The organism is Sphingomonas sorbitolis (genome assembly GCF_036663875.1).
GTDB lineage: Bacteria > Pseudomonadota > Alphaproteobacteria > Sphingomonadales > Sphingomonadaceae > Sphingomonas.
This window is the reverse complement of the sequence record NZ_JAXOJS010000001.1, coordinates 59,156-80,945: the sequence shown is the minus strand read 5'-3', so window position 1 is coordinate 80,945 and position 21,790 is coordinate 59,156. Positions and strand designations below refer to the sequence as shown.

Genomic DNA, 21,790 nt, shown 5'->3' with positions numbered 1-21,790 from the left:
AAGGCGGGCGTGGATCTCGGTCCACACCCGACACTATAATGGGCCGCCGCGACGTCGTGCGGCGGCCTTTTTCTTTTGTTGGCCGCCATCGCGCTGATAGACCTGATCCAACAACAGGACCGGAGCGGATGAACCCCGTACAGATCAATAATATCGACCATGCCAATCTGCGCGTCAGCCCGAGAGCAGGTAGTGCGTTTGGCGACGCCGCCAATCAGGCACTGATATTCCCGGCCGAGTTCGAAGAGGCACAGCGCGAATTCGCGATCATATTTCGTCGCCGCGACGAAGGGTTGCAGGCCTACGCCTTGTTGGGACTGGACCGCGACGAGAATCTGTTTCTCGCCGGCGACTATTGGACGAGCCGCTATGTCCCAGCCAGTCACCAGCGTGGCCCCTTCTCGATCGGAATGGTCCGCGCATCCGGGGACGAAGTGGGCGAGCCGATGCTGCACGTCGATCTCGACGATACGCGGGTCGGCGATAGTGCAGGCCTGCCGCTGTTCCTCGAACATGGTGGCAACACACCGTATCTCGATCATGTCACCAGCGTGCTGCGGCTGCTGTACCAGGGAATCGAAACCGCGCCGGCCGCCTATGCCGCGCTCGACGAGGTAGGTCTCCTCACGCCGGTGACGCTGACCGTCGATGTCAGCGAAGAGCGCCGCTATACCATTCCCGACGTGCTGGTCGTGGACATCGAGCAGCTTGCTGCGCTGACCGGGGAACCGCTCGAGCGGCTGCATAGATCGGGTGTGCTGCGCCTCGCCATTCTCGCCGCGGCGTCGCTCGGCAACATCCAGCAGTTGATTGCCCGCAAGCAACGACTGCTGAGCCAGATCGGTTAAGCGCGGTGGCGGATATCACACGCCGTACGCGGGTGATCGAGGGGGCGGACGCGGCTGGCGTGCCCATTGCCGATCTGATCGCCGACGGCCTTCCGGTGATCCTGCGCAGGATCGCGCGCGACCTGCCGCTGGTCGCGATCGGGCTCGAGGGTGCAGAGCCGGCGATGACGTGGCTCAAGCAGTTCGACGCCGGGCGTCCGGTTACCGCGTATCTCGGCGATCCGGCGATCGGCGGCCGCTTCGGCTATTCCGACGATTGCACCGCGCTGAACTTCAAGCGGGAGAGCGGTTCGCTGTCCGGCTATCTGGATCAGATCCTCGCCAGCCTCGACGATCCGGATGCGCCCGCCATCTATATCGGTTCGACCGACATCGATCTGTATCTGCCCGGCCTTCGTGCGCAGGCGGCGTTGCCGTTCGGCGATCCGCAACTCGTCGAGAACCCGCCGCTCGTCAGCATCTGGATCGGCAATCAGACGGTCGCCTCAACGCATTACGACATGTCGAACAACCTGGCGTGCTGCCTCGTCGGCCGACGGCGCTTCACGCTGTTCCCGCCGGATCAGGTTGCCAACCTCTATCCCGGGCCGCTCGAGCCGACGCCGGCCGGACAGGTGGTCAGCATGGTCGACCTCCGCGCCCCCGATCTCGATCGCTACCCGCGCTTTGCCGAAGCGCTGGCGCATGCCGAGGTCGCCGAACTCGAACCGGGCGACGTGCTGCTCTACCCGGCGTTGTGGTGGCACAATGTCGAGGCGCTCGACGCGTTCAACGTGATGATCAATTATTGGTGGAACGCGGTGCCGCGGTTCATGGATACGCCGATGAACACGCTACTCCACGGGCTGCTGTCGCTGCGCGACCGGCCCGATCACGAGAAGCGGGCATGGCGCGCGATGTTCGACCATTATGTCTTTGGCCCTGTCGATCAGGCCAGAGCGCACCTGCCCGAGCACGCGCACGGCGAGCTTGCACCGCTGGATGCGCTGTCGGCGCGGCGTTTGCGCGCCAAAATTCTCCAGCGCATCAACCGATAGGAGCCGATCATGGTCGAGCAGCGCATCAGGAAAGTGGTCATCGCCGGCGGTGGCACCGCGGGCTGGCTCACCGCCGCCGCCCTGTCACGCCAATTGGGGCAGCTGCTCGACATCACGCTGGTCGAATCCGAGGAGATCGGCACGATCGGCGTCGGCGAAGCGACGATCCCGACGATGCGCTCGTTCCATGCGATCCTGGGGCTGGACGAGCGCGAGTTCATGCGTGCGACGCAGGCCACGTTCAAGCTCGGCATTGCGTTCGAGAACTGGGCACACGAGGGCGATCGGTACATCCATTCGTTCGGCGACCTCGGGAAATCGACCTGGATGGGCGACTTCCACCATTTCTGGCTGGCCGCCAAAGCCGCCGGCGATCCGAGCGAGATCGGCGACTATTGCCTCGAGCTTCAGGCGGCCAAGGCGGAGCGGTTCGCGTTGCCGTCCGAAGGCGAGATCAACTACGCCTATCACCTCGATGCAGGCCTTTACGCCCGGTTCCTGCGCGCCCGCAGCGAGGCGAACGGGCTGAAACGGATAGAGGGACGGATCGCCAGCGTCGATCGCGATGGCGAAACCGGCTTTATCCGCGCGCTCGTCCTCGACTCCGGCGAGCGCGTCGACGGCGACCTGTTTATCGACTGCACCGGCTTTCGCGGGCTGCTGATCGAAGGCACCTACGCCGCCGGTTACGAGGATTGGTCGCAATGGCTGCCGACCAACAGCGCCTTGGCCGTGCAGACCGCTTCGACGGGTCCGGCGCATCCTTACACGCGCGCGATCGCGCATGACGCGGGCTGGCGCTGGCGCATTCCGTTGCAGCACCGCGTCGGCAACGGGCTGGTCTATGCCAGCGAGCATCTGTCCGACGACGAGGCGCACGCCCGTCTGCTCGGCGCGATCGGCAGCGCGCCGCTGACCGAGCCGCGGCTGATCCGCTTCCGCACCGGTCGCCGGCGGCAGGTATGGAAGGGCAATTGCGTCGCGCTCAGCCTTGCCAGCGGGTTCGTCGAACCGCTCGAATCGACCAGCATCCACCTGATCATGACCGGCGTCCTGCGGCTGATGAAGAGCTTCCCGTTCGGCGGTATCGCCCCCGCGGTGGTGACGCGGTTCAACGATCAGGCGCAAGCCGAGCTGGAACACGTACGCGACTTCATCATCCTCCATTATCACCTCAACAATCGTCCCGAGCCGTTCTGGGCGGCGCGCAGAGACATGCCCATCCCCGACACACTGGTCGAACGGATCGCGCTGTTCGCCGAAGGCGCGCAGGCGTATCAGGGCGGTGAGGACCTGTTCCGTGTCGCCAGCTGGGTGCAGGTCATGCTCGGCCAGCATCTCGTTCCACACGACCACCATCGCCTGGGCAGCATCATGGGTGGCCCACAGCTCGCCAGCGTATTGACCAAGATCCGCAGCGACATCGCCGGCATGGTCTCTGGCATGCCGACGCACCAGCAGTTCCTGGATCGCTACCTCGCGCCACCGATCGCGGCCGGGTCCGGGATCCGATCGATGAACTGAACCGCTCGGAACGATGCGGTCGAGCACCCTATCCTCCTCCCGAGCGGTGAGCCTTGCGATCTGCAGCGCAAGACGGGGCGCAACACATGCGAGCTTGATCGCCGTCCACGCCATATTCGACCAGAACAGCGCCAGATACGCCCCCTTCGTCATACGCTTGTGAAGGAGGACGCTAAGCCCAGATCGACAGCATGATGGGGGTGAGCACTAGACGTAAAAGCGGGCAATCGGGGCGGACGATACCGGATCGGATAAGGCGGCATCTAAGCACCCGGCGAGCCCTCACCTCTAGCGGGCTTGAACCTGCCCTATCCCGAGCGACCTCTCAGCGCTTCGTGCAGATGCCCCGCGGCATCGCCTGACAGGATCGTCGCCGTTGGCTGGGCGACGACGCTGCCCGCGGGCACGTCCTCCAACAACCAGACATTGCCGCCGATCGTCGCGCCCCGACCGATCGTCACCCGGCCGAGAATCGTCGCACCCGCATAGATCACCACGTCGTCCTCGACGATCGGATGCCGCGCCAGCCGCTCGCGCGCCGAGACATCGGTCACGCCGAGGGGGCTGCGGGCCCCCAGCGTGACGTGCTGATAGATCTGCACGCGGTCGCCGACGATCGCGGTTTCGCCGATGACGACACCGGTGCCGTGGTCGATAAAGAAGCTGCGCCCGATCGTCGCGCCGGGATGAATGTCGATACCGGTGCGGTTGTTGGCGAGTTCGGAGATGATCCGGGCCACGATCGGCGCTCCCAGACCGTAGAGCGCGTGGGCGATCCGGTGATACAGGATCGCGACGATTCCAGGGTAGCAGATCAGGATCTCGTCGGCGCTGCGGGCCGCCGGATCGCCGAGAAACGCCGCGCGGACATCGTCGTCGACCAGTTCCCGGATCGGCCCCAGTTCGGCAGCGAAAAGCCCGACGATCATCGCGGCCTGACTGACGTCGAACGCGAGAAGCGCCTCGCCTTGCCAATAGTCGAACTCGTTCTCGATCTGTCGCTGCAATCCCGACAGCGCGCGTCGCAAATGCGTCTCCACGAACGCATCCTCCATGCTTTCCGGCCCCGCAAACGCGCCAAGCCGCCCAGGGAAAAGCGCTGCAACCAGGTCATCGATCATGCGCACGGTCTCGTCCCGCGACGGAAACCGCGCGACATTGTGCCCACCAATGGCGTCCAGTCGCCACGACGTCCTGGCCGCGCGCAATTCGTCGAGGGTGGGTGCGAGATCGAGTGATGCATCCGATGCAGTCAACGACATGATCAAATCCTTGTTAGGCTCAGCGCAAGTCCGGGTATCCGGCGCGTGCGGCATTTGACTGAAGCCTCATTATCGGTACCGAAATGGCTTCGTCGGCTGGCGCGGTGCCCGCCAGGAACAGGCATGCCCGTACGGCGGCCAGTTCCGGGTCGAGCATCACGTGCCGAAGCGCGCATTCGAGCGCGACGACCGTGGCGGCGCTGGTCGAGGCGGCGGTCACGAACGGCAATGTGGGCGACTCCGGACTGCTCATAAGGATTCGCAGTCGCGCAGTCAGTTCGGGCTCGAACCGGGCGATTGCCGCGTAGGTGACACAGTCGATCGCGGCGATGTCCGCATCCGCCGCACCGACCGCGACGATGCTGCCACGATGCGATCCCGTCGCGATCACGGTTTGGAAAAAGCCGCCGGTTGCCGATGAACGCCCCGCGATCGGCGCCAGCGTCGCCCGAAACAGATTCATGCCGGTATTGGAGTGTGCATCGTTGATCGCCGCGCGGGTGCCGCGAAACGCCTCGATCGACACCCGGTCATCATTTGCGCGCGCGACAAGGACGCTGGTGTGCGTCGCGCCGACGCAGCCCGGCGCATCGTAGACCGGAAGTGCGACCATCCGGAGTGCCAGCGTCGTATCTACGGCCAGCGGATAGCCACAGGCCTGCGCCAATAAGAGCCGAGGATCGCGCCAGGTCGCCTGCACGGCTTGCGTCCGATCGAGGTGGGGCGGCACGTCCTCCACGCCCTGCTCGCGAAGGAGGCGCGCGATCGCGGTCCAGAGCTGATCGTTGGCGTTCCTTTGTGCCGGATGATCGTACATGCCCAGCGAAGCAATCCGATGGGTCACGATAACGGTATCCGGTGCGATGGATGGATCATGTCGTCATGCGGATGGAACGCGAACCGGCGCACGATCTCGCCATATCCCCGGTAGATCGGGGCGCCGTGTGCGGCAAACCGTGCTCGGTGGATTTGATGATAGGCCGGCAAGTCATGCCAGGCGAGCGCCGGGCGCTCATGATGCGCCGCATGCAGATTATTGTTGAGAAATAGCAGCGCCAACAGGCCGCCCTCCTCCACGCTGGCCGCTCGACCGGGACTGCCAAGATCTGCTCGGTGTTCGGCATAAGACCGCAGCATCGTCAATGCCATGCCGGGATAGACGAACGTCACGCCATACCGGATCACGCTCAGCCCGACATGATCCAGCCACCAGAGTACCGCCATGACCGCCGCGAGATGCGGTAGCCAGTCGCGAACCACCAGCGCCGGTTGGTGGATCGCACGGCGCCCTTCCCCGGCCAGAAAGCGCAGAATGAGGATCGGCGGCCCGAAGACCATCTGCCCGAGCAGCGTCGATTGCAGCCTACCAGATACTGCTCCCATACCACCGGTCGCGCTACGATACCGGGACTCGGGATCATGCTGGGGATCGGTGATGACCTCGGCCGCGTGATGAGCGCGGTGGCTGCGACGGTAGAGCCGATAGGGTAACCAGAGCGACAAGGGCACAGAGCCGATCGCGTCGTTGATCGAGCGATTGCGCGTCGGGTGCCCATGAATCGTCTCGTGCTGCAACGATCCATGCCAGGCAAGCAACCAGCCGCCGACAAGGATGAGCAAGGGCCATGGAAGGACAGTATGAAACGCCGTTACGACAAACCAACTGCTGTAGATCGCGGCTGCGACGAGCACCGTCCGCCACTGTACCGCTTCGCTGAGATCATCTCGCTGCATCGCCACCTCCAGTTGGAAATAGAATATCCATCGGACTGGTGGGATTTGACAGTCGATTGCGCTTTAGAATGAGAAAATTCTGCTTGTGTGCTCGGCGAGGCCGGTCGGACGATCACGGCTTTTGCAACAGGCATGGCCCGTACTCGTAACCGGATAGGGCCCCGGCCGCCGCGATGGTCGCCGCGCTTGGGAGCGGTTCATTTCGCTGGATGGGATTGATCTCAACGGGCCTGGCGACGGGAAGGGTCGATGGTCGTCATCGGATAGATGGTGAAATGCCGCTTGGCGTTGGCTGAACTGGACCGATGCGCCCTCGCCATCGGAAACGGTACTGCATAAGACGATGATATGCGGATCGCGATCATCGACACGAGCACCACGCGAGCGGCGATCATCTCTGACGGCCTACGCGAAGCGGGGCTCGATGATATCGTCGTGATCGACGGGACGTTGGGGATGGTCGCGGCGCTCGAGAAGGCCGCGCCCGAGGTGGTGCTGATCAACCTCGAAAATCCCAGTCGCGACGTGCTCGAGGAGTTTTTCGCGGTGTCGCGCGCGCTGGCGCGGCCGATCGCGATGTTCGTCGACCAGAGCGATGCGGAGTCTACCGCCGCGGCGGTCGACGCAGGGGTGTCGGCGTATATCGTCGACGGGTTGGCCAAGCAGCGGATCAAGCCGGTCATCGACCTTGCGATCCGCCGGTTTCAGGCGTTTGCGCGGTTACAGGCGGAGTTGCATGAAGCTCGTAGTGCGCTGGCCGATCGGACGACGGTCGACCGCGCCAAGGCGATCCTGATGAGACGCCGCGGTATCGACGAACCGACCGCGTACGGCCTGTTGCGCGCGCAGGCGATGCGCTCCAACCGGCGGATCGCCGAGATCGCCGATGCGATCATCACCAGCGATGCGCTCATGGGAGATTTATGATGGCGCTCGACCGGGTCCGCATCGGGTTCCTGCCGTTGGTCGATGCGGCGCTGCCGATCCTGGCGCGCGAACGCGGGTTTGCCGAGGCCGAGGGGCTGGAGATCGAGCTGGTCCGCGACATGACCTGGGCGACGGTGCGCGACCGGCTGCTGTACGGGCATACCGACGCTGCGCACATGGTCGCGCCGCTGGCGATCGCGACGGCGCTGGGCCGCGGACGGCCGGCGGTGCCGATGGCGGTGCCGTTCGTGCTGGGGCTGAACGGTAATGCGATCACGTTGTCGTTGCCGCTCGCCGCGCAGGTGATGGACGGGGATGCGCTTGGCGATCCGGTCGTGCTCGGCGCGCGGCTTAAGGCGGTCGCGGTCGAGCGGCTCGCGGCGGGACGGCGGTTGCGGTTCGGCGTGGTGCATCGCTATTCGAGCCATAACTACATGCTGCGCTACTGGCTCGCCGCGGTCGGCATCCGGCCGGATACCGACGTCGAGATCGTTACCACCAGTCCGACCTTCGCCGCCGATGCGTTGGCGGCGGGCGAGGTCGACGGGATTTGCGTCGGCGAGCCTTGGAACGGCGTCGCGGTCGATCGCGGGGTCGGGCGGATCGCGCTGGTGACAGCGCAGGTCTGGCGGCGTGGGGTCGAGAAGGTGCTGGCGATGCGCGAGATTACGCTGGTCGAGCGCGGCGACGTCGTCCACCGGCTGATCCGTGCACTGCACGCTGCGGCTGCGCAGTTCGTCGATCCGGATACGCTTGAGGCGAATGCGGCGATACTTGCTCGTCCGGAGTATCTCGATGCGCCGGTCGATGCGGTGTCGCGGGCGATCGGCGACCGGGTGCGGCTGGTGAAGGATGCGGCGCCGATCCACGTTCCGGACTTCATGTTCCAGTACCGCGAGGCGGCGAACTTCCCGTGGCGCAGTCAGGCGGCGTGGCTGTATTCGCAGATGGTGCGGTGGGACGGCACGCCGTTCTCGGCGGAAGAGGCGGACGTCGCACAAGGCGTGTTCCGGCCGGACGTGTACCGCGCGGCACTCGCCGGGTCGGACGCGCCGCTTCCCAATGCGAGCTCGAAGCTGGAGGGAGCGATCGGCGCGGACAGCATCGGTGCGGGGTCTACGCAGGGCCGGTTGATCCTCGGGCGCGATGCGTTCTTCGATCGGCGCGCGTTCGATCCGGATGATATCGAGGGATATCTGGCGGGGCTGCCCTGAGGGCGAACGGTCCCCGCTTCTCCTTGTTCTCCCGCGAAGGCGGGAGCCCAGTCTGGGTCCCCGCCTTCGCGGGGAAACAATCTGCGTTTGGGTAGTGGCGATGCCGTTCAACCCAAATCTGCTGCATCTGCGAAATGACGCTTGCGCGATGGGGCCGCTTCGGTCATCTTGACACCGTCCGGCAAGGGAGTCGGACACGAAATCATCGCGAGACCGGTTCCAACGAAGGGATCTGACCGCGTAGGGCGATCGACCGATCGTCCATAGGCAACGAAGCCGCTCCGATGCGTCCGCAAGGTCGCCGTCGGGGCGGCTTTTTCTTTGTCCATCGCAGATGGGGGACCAACCATGTTGTTCGCATCACCAGGTATCGACACCGCCGCACCGAAAGCCACACGGATCGACCTGTTCAGCGCCGCCACGTCGCAGATGCGCGCTTTCCATGTCACGTGGCTGGCGTTCTTCGTGTGCTTCTTCGCGTGGTTCGCCGCCGCGCCGTTGATGCCACTGATCAAGGCCGAGTTCGGCCTTAGCAAGGATCAGATCGCCAACATCAACATCGCCGCGGTCGCGGTGACGATCCTGGTGCGGCTGGTGGTCGGGCCGCTCTGCGACCGGTTCGGGCCGCGTCGTACTTATACGTGGTTGCTGCTGCTCGGCGCGGTCCCGGTGTTCGGGCTGGCGTTCGCGCAGACCTACGAAACGTTCCTGTTTTTCCGCCTCGCGATCGGCGCGATCGGCGCGTCGTTCGTCATCACGCAATATCACACGAGCGTGATGTTCGCGCCCAACGTCGTCGGCACTGCCAACGCGACCGTTGGCGGCTGGGGCAATGCGGGTGGCGGCGCGGCGCAGAGCCTGATGCCACTGGTCGTCGCAGCACTGGTCGGTCTCGGTGTCGAGCACGCCTTCGGCTGGCGCGCGGCGATGTTCGTACCGGGCGTCGCGATGGTCGCGATGGCGTTCGTCTATGCGCGCTACACGCAGGACACCCCGCAGGGCGACATCGTCGACCTCCGCGCGGCGGGGATCGAGCTCGATGGCGGCAAGGCGACCGGCATGGCGATCTTCCGCCGCGCCGCCGCCAATTACCGCACCTGGATGCTCGCCGCGACGTACGGCGCGTGCTTCGGGGTCGAGATCTTCATTCATAATATTGCCGCAAGTTATTACGTCGATCGGTTCGGGCTTTCGCTGACCAATGCGGGGCTGGCAGCAGGGATCTTCGGCGGGCTTGCGCTGTTCGCCCGTGCGCTCGGCGGGATCGCCAGCGACCGGATCGCGCTCAGAAAAGGCCTCGACGGCCGCGCGCTGCTGTTGTTCGCGCTGATGCTCGGCGAAGGCGTCGGGCTGGTGCTGTTCGGTCATGCCGGCAGCGTCACGCTCGCGATTCTCGCCATGACGATGTTCGGGCTGTTCACGCACATGGCGTGCGGCGCGACCTATGCGCTGGTGCCGTTCATCGACCGCAAGGCGCTGGGCGGTGTCGCCGGGCTGATCGGCGCGGGCGGCAACATCGGCGCGGTCGCGGCGGGGTTCCTCAACAAGGCGTCGGCCACCCCGCAGCAATGCCTCATCGTGCTCGGCTACGTCGTCGCGGGCACCGCGGTCTGCGCGCTCGCCGTCCGCTTCTCCGCCACGCACAAATCGAACGAGCGCGCGCTGCTCAACGCCGCGCTCGACGCACGCCGCACCAGCGACCGCTCGGTCAACGGCGCGCTCCCCGCGTGACGCCTTCCCATTCCCGGCTCCAACCCGATTGGACGAACTGATGGAACACCAGACTATCACCCCCTCCCCCGACACCCGCGAACACCTCGTCGTGATCGGCAACGGCATGGCCGGCTGTCGCGCAGTCGAGGAACTGATCGCGCGCGATCCGACCCGGTACCGCGTGACGATCTTCGGTGCCGAGCCGCACGTGAACTACAACCGCATCATGCTGTCGCCGGTGCTGGCGGGCGAGAAGACGTTCGAGCAGATCGTCATCAACGACCACGCCTGGTACGCGACCAACACCATAGAGCTGGTGACGAGCGACCCGGTGCAGGCGATCGACCGCGTCGCAAAGACCGTCACCGCACGGTCGGGGCCGACGGTATCGTATGACCGGCTTCTGATCGCGACCGGCTCCGATCCGTTCATCATCCCCGTCCCCGGCAAGGATCTGCCCGGCGTCATCTCGTTCCGCGACATGGCGGACGTCGACCACATGCTGGAGGCTGCGGCCAAGGGTGGCGCCGCGGTCGTCATCGGCGGCGGGCTGCTCGGGCTGGAGGCCGCACACGGCCTCACGTTGCGCGGGATGAAGGTCACGGTGATCCACCTGATGCCGACGCTGATGGAGCGGCAGCTCGACGAGGCGGCGGGCTGGTTGCTCAAGTCGGCGCTGGAATCGCGCGGCCAGGTCATCCTCACCGAAGCGAATACCGCCGAGATCGTCGGCGATACCCACGTCGAGGGCGTGCTGCTGAAAGACGGCACGCTGATCCCCGCGAGCCTCGTCGTCATGGCGGTCGGCATCCGACCCTCGGTGGCGCTCGCGCGCGACGCGGGGCTGGAGATCGGGCGCGGGATCAAAGTCGACGACCATATGGTCACCAGCGACCCATCGATCCTCGCGGTCGGCGAATGCGTCGAGCATGACGGCAACGTCTACGGCCTCGTCGCGCCGCTGTGGGACATGTGCCGCGCGCTGGCCGACGGGCTGACCGACAGTCACAGCGGCTATCGCGGATCGGCGACCTCGACCAAATTGAAGGTCGCCGGGCTCGATGTGTTCTCGGCGGGCGATTTCTCCGGTGGTGCAGGCGCGGAGGACATCGTCCTGCGCGATGCGTCGCGCGGCATCTACAAGCGCGTCGTGGTCAAGGACGACCGGATCGTCGGCGCAGTGCTGTACGGCGACACGACCGATGGCGGCTGGTATTTCGACCTGCTCAAGCGGGCGGAAGACATCGCGCCGATCCGCGACATGCTGATCTTCGGCCAGTCCTTCGCCTCGGGAGGAGGCACTGCGGACCCTAAGGCGGCCGTTGCGGCGCTCTCCGACGATGCGGAGATCTGCGGCTGCAACGGCGTCACCAAAGGCAAGGTCGTGGCGTGCATCAGCGCCGGCAACGCGACGCTCGACGCGGTCCGCGCGACCTGCAAGGCATCGGCGTCGTGCGGATCGTGCACCGGGCTGGTCGAGACGCTGCTCGCGGTTACGCTCGGCGACGAGTATTCGGGCGAGCGTGCGGTGAAGACGGTCTGCAAATGCACCAGCTTCGGCCACGACGACGTCCGCCGCGAGATCGTCGCGCAGGGCATGCGATCGATTCCCGAAGTGATGCAGAAGATGAGCTGGTCGACCCCCGACGGGTGTTCGTCGTGCCGCCCCGCGCTCAATTACTACCTGCTGTGCGCGTTGCCGGGCGACTACAAGGACGACCAGCAGAGCCGCTTCGTCAACGAACGCGTGCACGCCAACATCCAGAAGGACGGGACCTATTCGGTCGTGCCGCGGATGTGGGGTGGGCTGACCAACCCGCGCGAGCTGCGCGCGATCGCCGATGTCGTCGAGAAATACGACGCGCCGATGGTCAAGGTGACGGGTGGCCAGCGGCTCGACATCTTCGGGATCAAGAAGGAGGATCTGCCCGCGGTCTGGGCCGATCTCAATGCCGCCGGGATGGTCAGCGGGCATGCGTACGGCAAGTCGCTGCGCACCGTAAAGACCTGCGTCGGGTCGGACTGGTGCCGGTTCGGAACGCAGGATTCGACCGGGCTCGGCGTCAAGGTCGAGCGGATGACCTGGGGCAGTTGGATGCCGCACAAGTTCAAGATCGCGGTCAGCGGCTGTCCGCGGAACTGCGCCGAGGCCACGATCAAGGATTTCGGTGTGGTCTGCGTCGACAGCGGCTACGAGCTGTCGGTCGGCGGCAATGGCGGGATCAAGGTCCGCGCGACCGACTTCCTGTGCAAGGTCGCGACCGAAGAAGAGGCGATGCATTACTGCGCCGCGTTCATCCAGTTGTACCGCGAGGAAGCGCGCTATCTGGAGCGCACCGCGCCGTGGATCGAGCGGATCGGCGTGGAATATATCCGCGAGCGGATCGCGGACGATCCGGAGGGCCGCGATGCGCTGGCGGCACGGTTCCTGTTCTCGCAGCAGTTCACGCAGGACGATCCGTGGGCGGCCCGTGCGGCGGGCGAGCACCGCGAACAGCATGCGCCGATGGCGCGCTTCACACCTCTGGACACGCCCGTCTTTCTCGGGAGGGAAATGGCATGATCGGCGAATGGCTCGATATCGGCTGGGTCGACGAGATCCCGGTCCGCGGCAGCCGGACGGTGCAGGTCACCGGTGGCGACGACATCGCGGTCTTCCGCACCGGCGACGGCAAGGTCTTCGCGCTGGCGGATCGCTGTCCGCACAAGGGTGGGCGACTGTCGCAGGGCATCGTGCACGGCGGCGCGGTGGCGTGCCCGCTGCACAACTGGCGGATCGCACTGGATACGGGCGAGGCGCTGGGCGAGGACAAAGGTTGTACGCCGGTGATCCCGGTGAAGGTCAGCGGTGGGCGGGTGCTCCTCTGCCGCACCTCGACCATGAAAGCCGCCGCATGATCCTCCCCGGCACGGGGAGGGGGACCGCCGCAGGCGGTGGAGGGGGGCCTCCACAAAGCAAGACGCCTGCGGGAGGGACTCCACGAAGGGGGACGCCTGCGGGAGCCCCCCTCCACCATCCATCGGATGGTCCCCCTCCCCGTGCCGGGGAGGATATCCGCACGACCTGCGCGTATTGCGGTGTCGGCTGCGGCATTCTCGCGACCCCGACGGGCGAGCGGTCCGTCACGATCAAGGGCGACCCCGACCACCCCGCCAACACCGGCAAGCTCTGCTCGAAGGGCACGCACCTCGGCGAGACGATCGGGCTCGAAGGCCGCCTCCTCACCCCGATGATCGGCCAGCGCCGCGCCTCCTGGGACAAGGCGCTACACCTCGTCGCCAAACGCTTCCGCGACACGATCGCGCAGCACGGGCCCAACAGCGTCGCGTTCTACGTCTCCGGGCAACTGCTCACCGAGGATTATTACGTCGCCAACAAGCTGATGAAGGGCTTCATCGGCTCGGCGAACATCGACACCAATTCGCGGCTTTGCATGGCAAGCGCCGTCGCCGGGCACATGCGAGCTTTCGGCGAGGATATCGTGCCGGCGAGCTACGACGATCTCGACGCCGCCGACCTGATCGTGCTGGTCGGATCGAACACCGCCTGGTGCCACCCGATCGTCTATCAACGCATCCGCACGCGCTGCGATGCGGGCGCCAAGCTCGTCGTGATCGACCCGCGCCGGACCGAAACCGCGGACGAGGCCGACCTGCACCTCGCGATCCGGCCCGGCACCGACGTCGCGCTGATGAACGGCTTGCTCGCGTGGTGCCGTGACGCGGGCGTGGTCGATTACGACTATCTCGCCGCGCACGTCGCCACGCCCGACGCGTTCTGGGACCAGATCGGCGAGGGCAGCGACCTTTGGTCGGTCGCGCGTACCTGCGACGTCCCGCCGCAGGATCTCAGGCGCTTCTTCGAACTGTTCGCCGCGAGGCCAAAGACCATCACCATGTTCAGCCAGGGCGTGAACCAGTCGCTGTCGGGCACCGATCAGGTCAACGCGATTATCAACCTGCACCTCGCCACCGGCCGCATCGGCAAGCCGGGTGCGGCCCCCTTCTCGATCACCGGCCAGCCCAATGCGATGGGTGGGCGCGAGGTCGGCGGACTCGCGTCGTCACTCGCCGCGCACATGGATTTCGCGCCCGAAAACGTCGCGCGGGTCGGCCGGTTCTGGGCCGCGTCCAACATTGCGACCAAGCCGGGGCTAAAGGCGGTCGACCTGTTCCGCGAACTCGGCAACGGCCGGATCAAGGCGCTGTGGGTGATGGCGACAAACCCCGCGGTATCGATGCCCGATGCGGGCCGCGTACGCGAGGCGCTTGCCGGTTGCCCGTTCGTCGTCGTGTCCGATGTGGTCGAAACCACCGATACCTCGGTCCACGCGCATGTCCGCCTGCCCGCCGCGGCGTGGGGCGAGAAGGACGGTACCGTCACCAATTCCGACCGCACGATCAGCCGGCAGCGCGCGTTCATGACCGCGCCGGGCGAGGCGAAGCCGGACTGGTGGATCGTCTCCGAAATCGGGCGGCGGATGGGGTGGAAGACCGCGTTTTCCTATGACCGCCCGGCCGAGATCTGGCGCGAGCATTGCCGTTTGTCGGCCTATGAGAATGACGGCACGCGGCTATTCTTGCTCCCCGGTCACTCGGCCAAGAGCAACGCCGAGTATGACGCTATGCCCCCGTTCCGCTGGGGCGGGACACCGTTTGCGGATGGCCGGTACTCGACGCCAGACGGCCGCGCGCGGCTGGTGCCGGTGGCGCAGAAGCCGGTCGCGACGCCACTCGCGCAGTGGCCAATGACGCTCAACACCGGGCGCTATCGCGACCAGTGGCACACCATGACCCGCACCGGTCTGTCACCCAAGCTCGCGCGCCACCGCGAGGAGCCGCTGGTCGAGATACATCCTGACGACGCGGCGCGTCTCGGGATCGTCGATGGCGGGCTGGCGCGCGTGACGACACCGCAGGACGACACGCTGTTCCGCGCTAGCGTCATCGCGACGCAGCGGGTCGGCGAGCTGTTCGTGCCGATCCACTGGACCGACCGCACCGCGACCGGTGGCCGCGCCGGACTGCTCCCGCGCCCGCTTGCCGATCCGATCTCCGGTCAGCCGGGCTTCAAGTCGACGCCCGTGCGGATCGAGCCGGTCACAACCGAGTGGCGCGGTTTCGTCGTCGTGCGCGGCGAACTGGCGACCCGCCCCGATTGCCTGTGGGCCACGCGTGTCGCAGTGACGTGTGGGACCGCGTGGGACATGGCCGGCAACGGCGACCCTGCTGCACTCGACGCGCTGCTGCCCAAGGGCCAGCGGATCGAAGCGATCGATGCCGCGCGAGGCTCACGCCGGATCGCGATCCTCGACAACGGCAAACTGACCGCGGTGCTGTTCGTCACGCGCGACGGCAGGCTCCCACCACGCGACTGGCTCGTCGCGCAACTGAGTAAAGCGGTCGCGGCGCCCACCTTGCTCGCTGGCCGGGCGCCGGGTGTGCAGGTCGATCGTGGCCCGATCGTCTGCGCGTGCTTCGACGTCGGGCTGAAGACCATCCTCGCCGCGATCGCCGACCAGCAGCTCGCCGACGTACCTGCGATCGGGGCGGCACTGAAAGCCGGCACCAATTGCGGATCGTGCCGCCCCGCCCTTGCAAAACTCCTCGTCAACGAAGGATCAGCCCATGTCGCATGATTTCCCGCCCGGTTCGGTCTGGCTGGTCGGTGCCGGCCCGGGCGATCCCGACCTCCTCACGCGCAAGGCCGAACGCCTGCTCGCGGCGGCCGACATCGTCTTCTACGACGCACTAGTCGGCCCAGGCGTCCTCGCGCTCGTCCCGCCCGGGGCCGAGATGGTCGGTGTAGGAAAGCGGTCGGGGCGGCATTCGAAGGACCAGGTCTCGATCAACGCCTTGCTCGCCAGCGCAGCGCTCGACGGCAAGCGTGTCGTCCGGCTCAAGGGCGGCGACCCGTCGATCTTCGGCCGCTCGACCGAGGAGGTCGATCACCTCGCCGCCAGCGGCATCCCCGTTCGTATCTGCCCCGGCATTACGGCCGCCAGCGCCGCCGCAGTCTCGGGCGGCGCGTCGCTGACGCTGCGCGGCCTCGCGCGGAAGCTCACCTTCGTCACCGCACACGCCCGCGCGGGCGAAGCGCTCGATCTCGACTGGACCGCGCTCGCCGCGCCCGACGCTACGCTCGCCGTCTATATGGGCCGCGCCGCCGCCGGCGAAGTGTCACGCGAACTGATCGCCGCCGGGCGCGCGCCCGACACGCCGGTGATGGTCGCGGTCAACGTCTCGCTCCCGACCGAACGCATCCTGCGCGGCCGGCTGTCGGCGCTGGCGTTCCTGGTAGAGACGATCAGCGACAACGATCCCTCGCGGCTGCTGATCGGCGATGCATTGGCAGTATCGTCGATCGCGGCCGTAAACACGATGGCGCAAACGCGGGGCTTCGAGGTTGGGGTGGCATAAGGCCAAAGACCTAAGCTCGGCGGCCAGCGAACATGTGCTCGCCGATGGGGCCGCCCTCAACTCTGTCTCGCTCGCCCTAGCTCGACGTGGAACGTCTCCGGGTCTTGCAGTTCGCCCCGCCCGCTTTTGCCGCGCCGCCGGGAACGGTCAGCGTCACGATTCCGCGGCTGAGCGTGGCGGAGTATCACAAGCCCTATGTCGCCGTGTGGCTGGAGCCAGTCGGTGGCGGCGCGCCGCGTACTCTGGCAGTGTGGTACGATCTCAAGAAGCGCGGCAATGATCCCGGGACCAAATGGCTCGCGGACCTGCGCGCATGGTGGCGCAAGAGTGGCCGCAGCATGACGATGCCCGCGGACGGCGTCAGCGGCGCGACGCGTGCGCCGGGCCAATACACCATCCCCATCCCCGCCGACGTCAAGCCCGGCCGGTATGTCCTGAACGTCGAGGCGGCGCGGGAAACCGGCGGTCCAGAACTCGTCTCCGTACCGCTTGCTGCCGGCGCTCGCACCACGGGCAAGACCGAGCTCGGCGCTATCGCCATCTCCGCCCGCCAAGGATTACATCATGAAGCCTTTTGTCGCACGCCTGATGGCCGCTGCCGCGCTGTTGTCGATCCCCGCCGCGCTGTCGGCGCACCGTATGTGGCTGCTGCCGTCCGCCACTGTGTTCTCGGGGACCGACGGCTGGGTAACGGTCGACGCCGCCGTCTCGAACGACCTGTTCTTCTTCGATCACCAGCCACTCCGGCTCGACGGCATGAAGGTCTGGCAGCCCGATGGCAGCGAGGGCATGCTCCCGAACGGCGCGACTGGGCGCTATCGCTCGGTATTCGACGTGAAGCTCGACAAGCCTGGCACCTGGAAGATCGGCACGGAGATGTCCGCCGTCATGGGCAGCTTCAAGGTGGATGGCGTCGAGAAGCGCATCGGCGGTCGTTGCGGTCCGCTACAGCCGAACGCGCCCGCGCCGCTGACGACCGCGACATCCCCCCGCCAACGCGACCGACGTGAAGGTCACGGTGAACCCCGGCGGTAAGCGCTACCGCAACGACGAGGGCGCGCGCGAACTTACCACCGGTGCGACCGCGCTCACCGTCCTCGGCCCGGACGGCCTGGGCCTCGCGGACGACCACGGAATTGCCGCCCGGCTCGTCGCGATGATCGACGGCCAACCGCAGGAGTACGTCACTCCAGCGCTCGCGGAGATGATCGATGCCTGACAGCCACGGGCGCCGTGCCTGACGGCCGTATTTCCCCGCGAAGGCGGGACCTAGACTGGACTCCCGCCTCCACGGGAGAACAAGGAGCGCAAGATGTTTTACGGGGACAGCCCCAACAAAATCGGGTCCGCTCCAAACCGCTCTCGCCGGACCAAGGATAAAAATGCAGAACGGAGTGAACCCCGCCGGCGGGCTCCATGAGCAGGGTAACGCCAAGATCAGCAAGAAGGGCGGCAGGCCCGCTACCTATGTCCACCAATATGCGATCAACACCTTCGTCCCAACGACCGACTCTGCGGTGGCGGCGGCGGATGCGTATTGGGCGAAAATGAAAGATTACTGGTCCGCGGGCTGCGTTAAATGTGCCTCGCAACCGCCCAAGGGATGGCGCCTCCGCCTCGAGAAGACGCGTCGGACGGGTCGACTACGGGTCATCAGTTGATGCTGCTGGCCGATCATATCGTCGCGGGCGACAGCATCGAAGATTGGAGAAGGCCGAGGCCAAGGCTGCCAATTCGCTCAGGCAGGAAACCGAAACGTAATGAGAGCCTGCACGTTAGCCCGAGCGACGACCCGTATTGAACATGGACCGGTTATGGCTCTCCGCGGGTGCTCTTGCGCTGCCGACTTCCGCCATAGCGGTGACTGCTGGCGTGGAGAGTCCCGCGACCCCTCGTCGGTCGGCCTTCTAAGTCGCCGGCACGGGCTCCTGTCATCACATAGATTCTCCGCTGCGCTCATTGATCCAGGCGCGGGTCTGCGCCAAGACTTCGTCGGATAGCGCAGGATCGTCGATCGCGCCCAAAGGCCAGCCGTCCTCGGCTGGCCTCATAAGTTTAGCGAACGGCTGACGCTTAGAACTTGGCGCGAATGCCACCCAGGAACTGGCGACCTGGATAATAGACGCTGTACGCGGCGTTGTCGTAGCCAAACGTCGTGCGCAGCGGCTCGTTCGTAATGTTCAGAACGTCGAGAGTAAGACGCAACCGGTTGTCGAAGAACGGCAGCTGATATCCGACCGACATGTCGAACTGACCGCGCGCATCGGCGCGAAGCGGCACGGGAATGTTGTTCTGCGGGCCATTCGCGGCGATCGATTCGTCGTTCCAGACATAGTTCAGGCTGAGCGATACGCCGTGGCCTTCGTAGAAGCCCTGGAGGTTGTAGCTCCATGGCGCGATGCCCGATGCGACGAGCCCGGTGTCCGACTTCTGGGTGATCCGCGTACCGTTCGCCGAGAAACCGAGCCCGCGGACTAGGAAATCGAGCGGCTGGACCCAGGTCGCCTCAACGCCCTGGATCTTGAGCTGGTTCAGATTGACCGGCTGCGTCACGACGATCTGCGCGACGTCGGGACCACCGCGACCGTTGATCGCCTGCTGCTGCGTCGTGGTCAGCGTGCTGAAAGCAAGGTTCAGCGCCATGAACGGCACCGTCGACTGGATGTTGGCGGTAAACCCGTCGATGTTCTTGCGGAAATACGATACACCGACATAGCCGATGCCGCCGGTATAATATTCGCCGCCGAGATCGATGTTCTCGGACGTGTAGGGCTTTAGGTTCGGATTGCCTGCGGTCGCAACCTGAGCGCCCTGATCAGAGAAAGTCAGGCCCGGCAGCAGCGATCCTGCATCGGCGCGGGTCATGCTGATCGAGGTCGCAAAACGCAGCTTGAGGCGACTCATCACATCATAGGTCAGATTGAGCGATGGCAAGACCTTCTCGTAAGACGAGTCCTGAACCACGTCGACGAGTCCCGCCGCCACTTGAACCGGGCCCGCAACGCGTTGGTCGGTATGGACGTAGCGAACGCCTGCGTTGGCGCGCAGTTCACGACCGAAGATTTCGGTGACGCCATTGCCCTCCATGTAGAAGCCAAACGTCTTTTCGAGGATATCGCCGGTCGTCCCGCCGGTTACCGAACCGCGGGCTTCGGGCGCGTTGTCGAGGAACGACTGGTAGTTGGTCGCCGCTTGCAGCTCTTTCAGCTTCGTCGAGATGATGCTGGTATACCCAACATTGCCCTTCGATAGCTTGCCGATATCCGTGACGTTCAGGCGCTCAAGATACTGCGACAATTGCGCGTTCGTGACGCTGCCGGTGGTGCCGTCGCACGTCGCACCGCAGACCGACGTCTGGTAGGCAGTCGAGTTGTCGTACGCGCGGACGTTGCGCAGCGCGCTGTCATAGGCGCCACCGAACTTCAAGTTCATGGTCGCGTCGCCAAGGGTGAAGTCGACATGCGCGCCCTTGGTCTCGGTCTTGCGGCGCACGCTCTGGACGTTCTGGCGATACCATTTCCAGCCGAGGTTCGGATCGCCCAGATCGACGTTCGAGGTGATGACCGGCTGCGGATTGTTGCTGTCGGTATTGTCGTAAAACGCGTTGATCCCGGTCTCGCGCGGGGTCTGGATCAGGAAGCTCGGCTGTTCGCGGTAGAAAGTGCTCTTACCGTAATTGACCTGTGCCTCGACCTTGAACGTGTCGCTCGGTGCCCAGGTGAGGCTTGGGTTCACATTGTAGAATTCGGTGGTCTGGCGGAAAATGCTCTCCTCAAGGAAGAACACCGAGTTCGCAAACGTGCCGCTGGTGACGACGTTGTTCGCGTCCACCGTCAAGCCGATCGGCACCATGCCGCCGGTCGAGGTCGGATCGGTACCGGGGCCCGAATTGCGAACGTACCAGTTCATGTTCGACTTGACGTAATCGCGCTTCGACTTGGCGTAGATGCCGTCGAGCGCGAAGCTGAGCGTGTCGGTGGGGCGGAACTCAAGTGCGAGCAAGGCCGAATAGCGCGAGCGGGTCCCCTGCGTCACGTTGTTGCGGCCGAGACGCGGGATCAGCGCGCTGCGGATCTGCGTATCGGTCAGCCCCGAGGTCGCCGCGAGATTGACCGGCGCACCCGGCGTCAGGCCAAAGCCAGTGTTGCGCGGCACGACCGGCGCATAGGCAAAGCCATTGCCGCCGACGTCACCCACACCCGCCCGCCCGGTCGGGACGTTGCCGTCTGTGTATCCGACCGTCTCGAAGCCATCGACACGGGTCTTCTGGTCCACGCCCTGCAAGCCGATCAGGATGCCGAACTTGTCCCAGGTCTTGCTGGCAACGATCGCGCCACGCGGGCCAAAGCGATTGTTTGTGTCGTTATATTGGCCTTGCCCGACGACCGTCAGGTGCGTGCCGGGATTGTCGAACGGCCGCGCGTTGCGCAAGTTGACCGTACCGGCGATCCCGCCCTCCAGAGTCGATGCTACCGGCGATTTTAGAACATCGAGGCGCGTGAAGAGTTCGGACGGGAAAAAGTCGAGATCGACCTCGCGGTTGCCGCCACCAGTCCCGTTCGTGCCGCCGTCAGATGCGATTGCGATCTGGGTGTTGTTGAGCAGGACCTTCGAGAAGCTCGGGCCGAGACCTCGGATTGCGACCTGTACGCCTTCACCCGTGATGTCGCGGTTCAAGCGGACGCCCGGAATGCGGTTCAGCGTTTCGGCAAGATTGGTAGCGGGCAGCTTGCCGATGTCTTCGGCGAAGATCGAATCGCCAAACGCGACGGCATTACGCTTGGCGTTGGTTGCGCTTTGAAGGCTGCCACGAATCCCGGTAACGACGATCTCGTCGGTCGCGCCGAGCCCATTGTCAGCGGCGGTCGTGCTCTGCCCGGTTGCATCCGCAGGAGCGGGTTCGGCCTGGGTGGTTGTACCGGTGATCCCCTGCTGACCCGGCGCGACCGGCGCTGTCGTGCTGGACGAAGCGACCTGCGCAGCGGCGGGTGCAACAACGCCCACGACATTGACCGCAACCGCGGCAAGCAATGCCACGCGAACATGATGACGGCGTACGATGAAATTCATTCTCGGTCCTCTCCTCATAACTTCCCCGCTTCGTCGTCGGG

Annotated in this window: 17 protein-coding genes and 1 pseudogene; 14 read left to right on the top strand and 4 right to left on the bottom strand. The window is 65.5% G+C overall.

Translation table 11 applies throughout. The features are described from left to right. Window positions 1-38 precede the first annotated feature (38 nt). From U1763_RS00350 to U1763_RS00340, 3 genes are read left to right on the top strand one after another with little or no spacing between them, the layout of a single operon-like run. The gene (locus tag U1763_RS00350; protein ID WP_243693268.1) at window positions 39-848 is read left to right on the top strand and encodes a SapC family protein; all 810 of its coding nucleotides are present in this window, start codon (window positions 39-41) and stop codon (window positions 846-848) included. A 5-nt stretch (window positions 849-853) separates the two neighbouring features. Continuing rightward, complete coding sequence (locus tag U1763_RS00345; protein WP_132896529.1) at window positions 854-1,885, top strand: cupin-like domain-containing protein; 1,032 nt, start codon at window positions 854-856, stop codon at window positions 1,883-1,885. Between the two features lie 9 nt (window positions 1,886-1,894). After that, on the top strand, window positions 1,895-3,409 hold the full coding sequence (locus U1763_RS00340) for a tryptophan halogenase family protein (protein WP_132896530.1): 1,515 nt from the start codon (window positions 1,895-1,897) through the stop codon (window positions 3,407-3,409). 308 nt (window positions 3,410-3,717) lie between these two features. Here U1763_RS00340 and epsC read toward each other — a convergent pair whose 3' ends face one another. From epsC to U1763_RS00325, 3 genes are read right to left on the bottom strand one after another with little or no spacing between them, the layout of a single operon-like run. Further along, entirely contained in the window at window positions 3,718-4,671 is a 954-nt protein-coding gene (gene epsC, locus U1763_RS00335) for a serine O-acetyltransferase EpsC (protein WP_132896531.1), read from the bottom strand. 19 nt (window positions 4,672-4,690) lie between these two features. Further along, on the bottom strand, window positions 4,691-5,515 hold the full coding sequence (locus U1763_RS00330) for a phosphate/phosphite/phosphonate ABC transporter substrate-binding protein (protein WP_332753604.1): 825 nt from the start codon (window positions 5,513-5,515) through the stop codon (window positions 4,691-4,693). Next, on the bottom strand, window positions 5,512-6,405 hold the full coding sequence (locus U1763_RS00325; RefSeq protein ID WP_332753603.1) for a fatty acid desaturase: 894 nt from the start codon (window positions 6,403-6,405) through the stop codon (window positions 5,512-5,514). Before U1763_RS00325 ends, U1763_RS00330 begins: the two co-directional genes overlap by 4 nt. Window positions 6,406-6,753: 348 nt before the next feature. On the opposite strand from U1763_RS00325, the gene U1763_RS00320 reads away from it, so the two are divergent. From U1763_RS00320 to U1763_RS00270, 11 genes and pseudogenes are all read left to right on the top strand, one after another. Continuing rightward, window positions 6,754-7,332 (top strand): ANTAR domain-containing response regulator, encoded by a 579-nt coding sequence (locus U1763_RS00320; protein WP_332753602.1) that lies wholly within the window; start codon window positions 6,754-6,756, stop codon window positions 7,330-7,332. After that, entirely contained in the window at window positions 7,332-8,546 is a 1,215-nt protein-coding gene (locus U1763_RS00315; RefSeq protein WP_332753601.1) for a CmpA/NrtA family ABC transporter substrate-binding protein, read from the top strand. Before U1763_RS00320 ends, U1763_RS00315 begins: the two co-directional genes overlap by 1 nt. Window positions 8,547-8,894: 348 nt before the next feature. Then, on the top strand, window positions 8,895-10,277 hold the full coding sequence (locus U1763_RS00310; RefSeq protein WP_332753600.1) for an MFS transporter: 1,383 nt from the start codon (window positions 8,895-8,897) through the stop codon (window positions 10,275-10,277). A 40-nt stretch (window positions 10,278-10,317) separates the two neighbouring features. Beyond that, entirely contained in the window at window positions 10,318-12,822 is a 2,505-nt protein-coding gene (gene nirB / locus U1763_RS00305; protein WP_332753599.1) for a nitrite reductase large subunit NirB, read from the top strand. Beyond that, entirely contained in the window at window positions 12,819-13,157 is a 339-nt protein-coding gene (gene nirD / locus U1763_RS00300; protein ID WP_175518279.1) for a nitrite reductase small subunit NirD, read from the top strand. The genes nirB and nirD overlap by 4 nt, the downstream gene beginning before the upstream one ends. Then, window positions 13,154-15,898, top strand: coding sequence for a molybdopterin-dependent oxidoreductase (locus U1763_RS00295; protein WP_332753598.1), 2,745 nt, complete (start codon window positions 13,154-13,156; stop codon window positions 15,896-15,898). The genes nirD and U1763_RS00295 overlap by 4 nt, the downstream gene beginning before the upstream one ends. Beyond that, complete coding sequence (gene cobA / locus U1763_RS00290; protein WP_332753597.1) at window positions 15,888-16,679, top strand: uroporphyrinogen-III C-methyltransferase; 792 nt, start codon at window positions 15,888-15,890, stop codon at window positions 16,677-16,679. Before U1763_RS00295 ends, cobA begins: the two co-directional genes overlap by 11 nt. Before the next feature lie 86 nt (window positions 16,680-16,765). Beyond that, a pseudogene (locus U1763_RS00285) lies at window positions 16,766-17,230 on the top strand (DUF2271 domain-containing protein); the annotation flags it as partial. A gap of 13 nt (window positions 17,231-17,243) precedes the next feature. Next, window positions 17,244-17,714 (top strand): DUF4198 domain-containing protein, encoded by a 471-nt coding sequence (locus U1763_RS00280; RefSeq protein WP_332753596.1) that lies wholly within the window; start codon window positions 17,244-17,246, stop codon window positions 17,712-17,714. Next, a complete protein-coding gene (locus U1763_RS00275) occupies window positions 17,686-17,898 on the top strand; it encodes a hypothetical protein (protein ID WP_332753595.1) in 213 nt (70 codons plus the stop codon). The genes U1763_RS00280 and U1763_RS00275 overlap by 29 nt, the downstream gene beginning before the upstream one ends. Window positions 17,899-18,061: 163 nt before the next feature. Then, window positions 18,062-18,340, top strand: coding sequence for a hypothetical protein (locus U1763_RS00270; RefSeq protein WP_332753594.1), 279 nt, complete (start codon window positions 18,062-18,064; stop codon window positions 18,338-18,340). 412 nt (window positions 18,341-18,752) lie between these two features. Here U1763_RS00270 and U1763_RS00265 read toward each other — a convergent pair whose 3' ends face one another. Then, window positions 18,753-21,749 (bottom strand): TonB-dependent receptor, encoded by a 2,997-nt coding sequence (locus U1763_RS00265; RefSeq protein WP_332753593.1) that lies wholly within the window; start codon window positions 21,747-21,749, stop codon window positions 18,753-18,755. Between the last annotated feature and the right edge of the window lie 41 nt (window positions 21,750-21,790).